Annotated in this window: 5 protein-coding genes and 2 pseudogenes; 6 read left to right on the top strand and 1 reads right to left on the bottom strand. The window is 71.3% G+C overall.

Annotated features, from left to right (window positions below; all coding sequences use genetic code 11):
• From EST54_RS34355 to rarD, 6 genes and pseudogenes are all read left to right on the top strand, one after another.
• Positions 1 to 244: pseudogene (locus tag EST54_RS34355) on the top strand (sensor histidine kinase); the annotation flags it as partial.
• 288 nt (positions 245 to 532) lie between these two features.
• A complete protein-coding gene (locus tag EST54_RS32295) occupies positions 533 to 1933 on the top strand; it encodes a sensor histidine kinase (protein WP_244942659.1) in 1401 nt (466 codons plus the stop codon).
• Positions 1934 to 1948: 15 nt separating this feature from the next.
• Positions 1949 to 2608 (top strand): response regulator transcription factor, encoded by a 660-nt coding sequence (locus EST54_RS32290; protein WP_129251241.1) that lies wholly within the window; start codon positions 1949 to 1951, stop codon positions 2606 to 2608.
• 295 nt (positions 2609 to 2903) lie between these two features.
• Complete coding sequence (locus EST54_RS32285; protein WP_129251240.1) at positions 2904 to 4856, top strand: 2-oxoacid:acceptor oxidoreductase subunit alpha; 1953 nt, start codon at positions 2904 to 2906, stop codon at positions 4854 to 4856.
• Positions 4849 to 5943 (top strand): 2-oxoacid:ferredoxin oxidoreductase subunit beta, encoded by a 1095-nt coding sequence (locus EST54_RS32280; RefSeq protein ID WP_129251239.1) that lies wholly within the window; start codon positions 4849 to 4851, stop codon positions 5941 to 5943. The genes EST54_RS32285 and EST54_RS32280 overlap by 8 nt, the downstream gene beginning before the upstream one ends.
• 250 nt (positions 5944 to 6193) lie before the next feature.
• Positions 6194 to 7231: an EamA family transporter RarD gene (gene rarD / locus EST54_RS32275; RefSeq protein ID WP_129251238.1), complete on the top strand. Its 1038-nt coding sequence runs from the start codon at positions 6194 to 6196 to the stop codon at positions 7229 to 7231.
• On the opposite strand, the pseudogene EST54_RS32270 reads toward rarD, so the two are convergent.
• Positions 7221 to 7901 (bottom strand): annotated as a pseudogene (locus EST54_RS32270) (ABC transporter permease); the annotation flags it as partial. The gene rarD and the pseudogene EST54_RS32270 sit on opposite strands and share 11 nt — an antisense overlap.
• Positions 7902 to 7933: the final 32 nt, after the last annotated feature.

Below are 7933 nucleotides of genomic sequence, written 5' to 3'. Positions count from 1 at the left end.
GCCCTCGGACCGGGGCGGTGGCGGGCGACGGGCGGGCGACCGGCTGCTGATCCTGGTGTCGGACGACGGGCGGGGCGGGGCGCGGCTGGACGGTGGCAGCGGGATGGCCGGGCTCGCCGGGCGGCTGGGCTCGGTGGACGGGCTGTTCGTGCTGGACTCGCCGGTGGGCGGGCCCACGAGGGTGACGGCGGAGCTGCCGTGGCGGGCGCGGACGGAGCCCGCGGCGGCGTCGAGGGGCCGCTGAGGGGCGGTGTTCCGGCCCCGGCGCCGAGGGGCGGAGCCCCGACCGGCGCCCGTCGGACGGCCGGCGCCACCCGGCGCCGGGCCCCCGCGCCTCCCCAGGGTGGGGAAAACCCCCGCCCAAGACTGCGAAGCCCCTCATGGTGCGCCGGGCGCCGGGCGCGGACCCTGGTGAGGACGGACGAGAGGGCGCCCGGCCCGGGGAACCGGCACGGCGCCGCCGACAAGGGCAACGGCCGCACCCGGCACGCCAGGGCAGCGCCACCACCGGCAGAACGGACGAGACGAGACGATGGATTCCGCATACGCACCGCAGCACCGCGGCTCCCGTGTGCCCGTGGGGCTGCGCGCCCCGTTCTCCGGGCGCACCTGGCGGGAGACCCTGTACCTCCTGCTCAACCTCCCGATGTCCCTGGTGATGTTCACGTACACGGTGGTCGTGGTCTCCCTGGGCGCCGGGCTGCTGGTGACGTTCCTGGGCATCCCGGTGCTGGCCGCCGGTCTCGCCGGCGCCCGCGGCCTCGGCTTCGTCGAGCGTGCGCGAGCCCGCGCCCTGCTGGGGCTGGACGTCGCCGATCCGAGGCCGGTCCGGGCCGCCAAGCCGGGGCTGATGGGGTGGGTCGGGGCCGTGCTGAAGAGCGGGGACTCCTGGCGGCACCTCGTCTACTCCCTGGTGCACTTCCCGTGGGCGCTCTTCACGTTCGTCTTCTCGGTGGCGTTCTGGTCCGTCGGGTGGGTGCTGCTGGTCTACCCCCTGTGGCGGTGGGCCTTCCCCGCGTACTTCGACCGGCCGGGCATCGTGATGTGGGACGAGGGCAACGGCCACGCCTTCTACCTCGACACCCCGGCCGAGATCGGGCTCACCGGCGGGATCGGGCTGCTGATGGTGCTGGCCGGGCCGTGGCTGATCCGCGGGCTGACCCAGGTGGACCGGGTCATGGTCCTGGGCCTGCTGGGGCCCTCCTCGCTCGCCTCCCGGGTCGTGGAGCTGGAGTCGGACCGCGGGGTGGTGGTGGACACCGCGGCGGCCGACCTGCGCCGCATCGAGCGCGATCTGCACGACGGCGCCCAGGCCCGGCTGGTCTCGCTCGCCATGGACCTGGGTCTGGCCAGGGAGAAGCTGGACGAGGACCCGGAGGCCGCCGCGAAGATGGTGGACGAGGCGCACGGCGAGGTGAAGCTCGCGCTCCAGGAGCTGCGGGACCTGGCCCGCGGCATCCACCCGGCGATCCTCACCGACCGCGGGCTCGGCCCGGCGCTGTCGGCGCTGGCCGCGCGGTGCACGGTGCCGGTCTCGGTGAGCGTCGAGCCCATGCGCCGGCCGGCCGCGGCGATCGAGGGCATCGCCTACTTCACCGCCTCCGAGCTGCTGCAGAACGTCTCCAAGCACGCCATGGCCGGCAGCGCGACGCTGGACGTCTGGCGCACCGAGGACCGGCTGATGGTGCTGGTCGCCGACGACGGCCAGGGCGGCGCGCACACCGGTGCCGGCACCGGCCTGGCGGGCCTGGCCGAGCGGCTGGCGTCCGTCGACGGCCTGCTGGTCGTGGACTCCCCGGCCGGCGGCCCGACCCGGATCACCGCCGAGCTGCCCCGGCCCGCCGCTGATCCCCCGTCCCCGCCTCGCCCCCGTCCGGATGCTGGGATGCTGGAGACGGCAGAGCGGGACGCGACGGGGCATGGGGGAATCTGAGCCGTGGAGGACAAGGTGCGGGTGGTCATCGCCGAGGATTCGGTACTGCTGCGGGAGGGCCTGACCCGGCTGCTCACCGACCGGGGGCACGAGGTCGTGGCGGGCGTGGCGGACGCCGAGGCGCTGATCAAGGTGATCGGGGAGCTGGCCGCCGGGGGCGCGCTGCCGGACGTGGTGGTCGCGGACGTACGGATGCCGCCGACGCACACCGACGAAGGCGTACGGGCCGCGATCCGGCTCCGCCGGGACCATCCCGGCCTGGGGGTGCTGGTGCTCTCGCAGTACGTCGAGGAGCAGTACGCCACGGAGCTGCTGGCCGGCTCCACCCGGGGCATCGGCTATCTGCTCAAGGACCGGGTGGCCGAGGTGCGGGAGTTCGTCGACGCGGTGGTCCGGGTCGCCGGGGGCGGGACCGCGCTGGACCCGGAGGTGGTGGCGCAGCTGCTGGGCCGCAGCCGTCAGCAGGACGTGCTGGCGCATCTGACGCCCCGCGAGCGGGAGGTCCTGGGGCTGATGGCCGAGGGGCGGACGAACTCCGCGGTCGCCCGGCAGCTGGTGGTCAGCGCCGGTGCGGTCGAGAAGCACGTCAGCAACATCTTCCTGAAGCTGGGCCTGTCGCAGAGTGACGGGGATCACCGCCGGGTGCTCGCGGTGCTCACCTATCTCAACTCCTGACCGTCTGACACTCTGTCAGGTAGGTGGCCCGAGGCGTTTTCCACCGGGTCTCAGGACTTTCGGCGTAGAACCAATGGCGGAGTCCGGAGCGTCATGAATGAGGGGGTCACGGGGGCGGTGATTTCATGACAAAACACACCAGATCGGTGTCTCATGTTGACGTCCAGCATGCGATCGCCCTAAGGAAGGCCACCCTTACCCACGTACGATGGTTATGGGACAACCGGTCGGTACGACACGTCCCGAGCCCTGCCTCCGGCGGGGACGCCGCACCCCTCGAGGGAGGTCCGAAGCAGTGACCAGCCAGGTCAGTAGCCCAGCCGAGCAGGCCGACGCAGCGCTTGTCGGGGAACAGCGCGCATCCGGTAACGGCGGGCAAGGCAAGGAAGTCCGGCGCCTGGACCGGGTGATCATCCGGTTCGCCGGTGACTCCGGTGACGGTATGCAGCTCACCGGCGACCGGTTCACCTCCGAGACGGCGTCGTTCGGCAACGACCTGTCGACGCTGCCCAACTTCCCCGCCGAGATCCGGGCCCCTGCCGGGACCCTGCCGGGCGTCTCCAGCTTCCAGCTGCACTTCGCCGACCACGACATCCTCACGCCCGGCGACGCGCCGAACGTCCTGGTCGCGATGAACCCGGCGGCACTGAAGGCGAACATCGGGGACGTGCCCCGCGGCGCGGACATCATCGTCAACACCGATGAGTTCACCAAACGCCCGATGGCGAAGGTCGGCTATGCGACCAGTCCGCTGGAGGACGGCTCGCTGGAGGCCTACCACGTCCACCCGGTGCCGCTGACCACGCTGACGATCGAGGCGCTCAAGGAATTCGGGCTCTCCCGCAAGGAGGCCGAGCGCAGCAAGAACATGTTCGCGCTGGGGCTGCTGTCGTGGATGTACCACCGGCCGACCGAGGGCACCGAGGCCTTCCTGCGGGCGAAGTTCGCCAAGAAGCCGGACATCGCGGAGGCGAACGTCACCGCCTTCCGGGCGGGCTGGAACTTCGGTGAGACGACGGAGGACTTCGCCGTCTCCTACGAGGTCGCTCCGGCGACGAAGGCCTTCCCGACCGGCACCTACCGCAACATCTCCGGGAATCTCGCGCTGTCCTACGGGCTGATCGCGGCGGGCCGGCAGGCGGATCTGCCGCTGTACCTGGGCTCGTACCCCATCACGCCGGCCTCCGACATCCTGCACGAGCTGTCCAAGCACAAGAACTTCGGTGTGCGGACCTTCCAGGCGGAGGACGAGATCGCCGGCATCGGCGCGGCGCTGGGCGCGGCCTTCGGCGGTGCGCTGGCGGTGACGACCACCTCCGGCCCCGGGGTGGCGCTGAAGTCGGAGACCATCGGTCTGGCGGTCAGTCTTGAACTGCCGCTGCTGGTCGTGGACATCCAGCGCGGCGGGCCCTCGACGGGTCTGCCCACGAAGACCGAGCAGGCCGATCTGCTCCAGGCGATGTACGGCCGCAACGGCGAGGCGCCGGTGCCGATCGTGGCGCCCAGGACTCCCGCCGACTGCTTCGACGCGGCGCTGGACGCGGCCCGCATCGCGCTCACGTACCGCACCCCCGTCTTCCTGCTCTCCGACGGCTATCTGGCCAACGGCTCCGAGCCCTGGCGGATCCCCGACGTCGACGAACTCCCCGACCTGCGCGTGCAGTTCGCCTCCGGCCCCAACCACCACCTGGCGGACGGCACCGAGGTCTTCTGGCCGTACAAGCGCGACGGGCAGACGCTGGCCCGCCCCTGGGCCGTGCCGGGCACGCCGGGCCTGGAGCACCGCATCGGCGGCATCGAGAAGCAGGACGGCACCGGCAACATCTCCTACGACCCCGCCAACCACGACTTCATGGTGCGCACCCGCCAGGCGAAGATCGACGGCATCGAGGTCCCGGACATCGAGGTCGACGACCCGGCCGACGAGAGCGGCCGGGGCGCGCGCATCCTCGTCCTGGGCTGGGGGTCGACCTACGGCCCGATCACCGCGGCCGTCCGGCGCGTACGGGGCGCCGGGGAGCGCATCGCGCAGGCCCATCTGCGCCACCTCAACCCCTTCCCGCGGAATCTCGGCGAGGTCCTGGCGCGTTACGACAAGGTGATCGTGCCGGAGATGAACCTCGGACAGCTCGCCACTCTCCTGCGCGCCAAGTACCTCGTGGACGCGCACTCGCACACCCAGGTCAGCGGAATGCCGTTCAAGGCCGAGCAGCTTGCGGAGGTCTTTAAGGAGGCCATCAATGACTGAGGCGATCTCGGAGCGGCCCTCGCAGATCGAGGCGCTGTCCCTGGTGCCCAAGGCCGAGGCCAAGCAGTCCATGAAGGACTTCAAGTCCGATCAGGAAGTGCGCTGGTGCCCCGGCTGCGGTGACTACGCCGTCCTCGCCGCCGTGCAGGGCTTCATGCCCGAGCTCGGCCTGGCGAAGGAGAACATCGTCTTCGTCTCCGGCATCGGCTGCTCCTCCCGCTTCCCGTACTACATGAACACCTACGGGATGCACTCCATCCACGGCCGCGCCCCGGCCATCGCCACCGGCCTGGCCTCCTCGCGGCGCGATCTGTCCGTCTGGGTCGTCACGGGCGACGGCGACGCGCTGTCCATCGGCGGCAACCACCTCATCCACGCCCTGCGGCGCAACGTCAACCTCAAGATCCTGCTGTTCAACAACCGGATCTACGGGCTGACCAAGGGCCAGTACAGCCCCACCTCCGAGGTCGGCAAGATCACCAAGTCGACGCCGATGGGCTCACTGGACGCGCCGTTCAACCCGGTCTCGCTGGCGCTGGGCGCCGAGGCGTCCTTCGTGGCCCGCACCGTCGACTCCGACCGCAAGCACCTCACCTCGGTGCTGCGCGAGGCCGCCGCCCACCCCGGCACGGCGCTGGTGGAGATCTACCAGAACTGCAACATCTTCAACGACGGCGCCTTCGAGGTCCTCAAGGACAAGGAGCAGGCCCAGGAGGCCGTGATCCGGCTGGAGCACGGGCAGCCGATCCGCTTCGGTGCCCTGGCCCCCGACGGCCTCGGTTCCAAGGGCGTGGTCCGCGACCCGGCCACCGGCGACCTCAAGATCATCGACGTCCGGGAGGAGGGCCTCGGCGGGGTGCTGGTGCACGACGCGCACAACCCCTCGCCCACCACGGCCTTCGCCCTCTCCCGGCTCGCCGACCCCGACACCCTGCACCACACCCCCATCGGTGTGCTGCGCAGCGTCGACCGGCCGGTCTACGACACCCTGATGTCCGACCAGTTGGACGCCGCGATCGAGCAGAAGGGCAAGGGCGATCTGGCCGCCCTGCTGGCCGGCAACGACACCTGGACCGTCGTCGGCTGACGGCCGGTCCACGGAGGTTCCCGGGCGGGACCCTCCACGGCAAGACCCTCAAGGGCACCTGCGGGGTGTCCGTACGGGAACGTCCTCGGGCGTCCCGTACGGGCACCCCGCTCGCCGTTGGCCGTCCCGTCATGACCCGTCCCGTCATCACAACCCGTCTCGTCATGACCGTATGGCAAAACACACATGACAGACCGGCCGCGCGGCGCTACCTTCGCAGAGTCGACGATGCGCCACCAGGAGGGTCCCCTTGCAGACTCGAAGCGATCAGCGTGCCGGACTCGCCTACGGCGTCGCCGCCTACACCATGTGGGGCCTGCTGCCCCTCTACTGGCATCTGCTGGACGCCGCCGCGCCGTCCGAGATCCTGGCCCACCGCATGGTGTGGTCGCTGCCCGTCGCGCTCGTCATCCTGGCCGTGCTCCGCCGCTGGTCCTGGATGGGCCCGCTGCTGCGGCAGCCCCGGCGGCTCGCGCTGATCCTGCTCTGCGCCGTGGTCATCTCGACGAACTGGTTCCTCTACATCTGGGCGGTCAACGCCGGGCACGTCCTGGAGGCCTCGCTCGGCTACTTCATCAACCCGCTGGTCAGCATCGCCTTCGGCGTGCTGTTTCTGCGCGAGCGGCTGCGGCCGCTGCAGTGGACGGCGGTGGGGATCGGCGCCGTGGCCGTCGTCGTGATGACCGTCGCCTACGGCAAGGTGCCCTGGATCGCGCTCGGGCTGGCCTTCTCGTTCGCGACGTACGGGCTGGTCAAGAAGGGCGTCAAGCTCGACGGCATCGAGGGCTTCAGCGCCGAGACGGCGATGCAGATGCTGCCCGCACTGGGTTTCCTGATCTACCTCGGCCTGCACGGCGAGGCCAGCTTCACCACCGGCGGGGTGGGCCAGGCGCTGCTGCTCTCGGGCTGCGGCATCGCGACCGCGGTGCCGCTGATCTGCTTCGGCGCCTCGGCCATGCGGCTGCCGCTGACCATGATCGGGATGTTGCAGTATCTGGCGCCGACCTTTCAGTTCCTGCTGGGGCTCACCGTCTTCCACGAGGAGATGCCGGCCGAGCGCTGGGCCGGCTTCGCGCTGGTGTGGGCGGCCCTGACGGTGCTGACCTGGGATGCGCTGCGGACCGCCCGGCGCGGGCGGGCGGCACTGGCCGATGCCGCGGCCAACGCGGGCGAGGCGGCCGCGGCCGAGGCGGTCCAGGTGGCGGACGCGGCCCGGGAAGCGGCGGCGGCACGGACCGCCGCGGCACAGACGCCGGCGCCACAGCCCCCCGGCGGCCTCACGCAGTGATGTCCCGGCTGGTGAAGCGCGCCCAGGCCGCCGAGCCGAACACCAGGGCGTACAGCGCCTGCAGACCGAAGTTCTTCTGCAACTGGTCCCAGTAAACGGGGTCGCGGAGCAGGTCGGCGAAGGACAGCCAGTAGTGCGGGAAGAGGTACGGCTGGACGGCTGCCAACTGCGGGACGGTGTCCACGATCTGCACGGTGATCAGCAGGCCGACCGTGGTCGCCATGGCCGCGATCCCGCTGGTGGTGAGCGTGGAGACGAACAGGCCGACGGCGGCCACCCCGACCAGCGACAGCGCCACGGCCCCCGCGATGGCCAACGCCCGCAGCAGCCCCTCGCCGAAGGATACGGACGTCCCCGACAGCAGAGTCACCTCCCCCAGGGGGAAGAGCAGCGCGCCGGTCAGCAGCGCGGAGAGCGCCACGACCAGGGTGGCCACCAGGCAGAACGTCAGGGTCGTGGCGTACTTGACCAGCAGCAGGCGGGTGCGGCCCGCGGGAGCGACCAGGAGATAGCGCAGCGTCCCGCCGTGCGCCTCACCGGCGAGGGCATCGCCCGCGAGCACGCCGACGGACATCGGCAGGAAGAACGGCAGCGTCACCGCGAGCGAGGTGAAGACCAGGAAGAGACCGTTGTGGGTGACCTGGGAGAGGAACGCCGGGCCGGCCCCGCCTGCTGCTGGTCAAGTACGCCACGACCCTGACG

Origin of the sequence: Streptomyces sioyaensis (assembly GCF_004122735.1) — a bacterium.
Taxonomy (GTDB): domain Bacteria; phylum Actinomycetota; class Actinomycetes; order Streptomycetales; family Streptomycetaceae; genus Streptomyces; species Streptomyces sioyaensis.
This window is presented reverse-complemented; position numbering and strand designations above follow the sequence as displayed.

Excerpts from the sequence above, each read along its gene's own strand:
- EST54_RS32280 (WP_129251239.1), top strand. The coding sequence starts at position 4,849 with ATGACTGAGGCGATCTCGGAGCGGCCCTCGCAGATCGAGGCGCTGTCC.
- EST54_RS32295 (WP_244942659.1), top strand. The coding sequence starts at position 533 with ATGGATTCCGCATACGCACCGCAGCACCGCGGCTCCCGTGTGCCCGTG.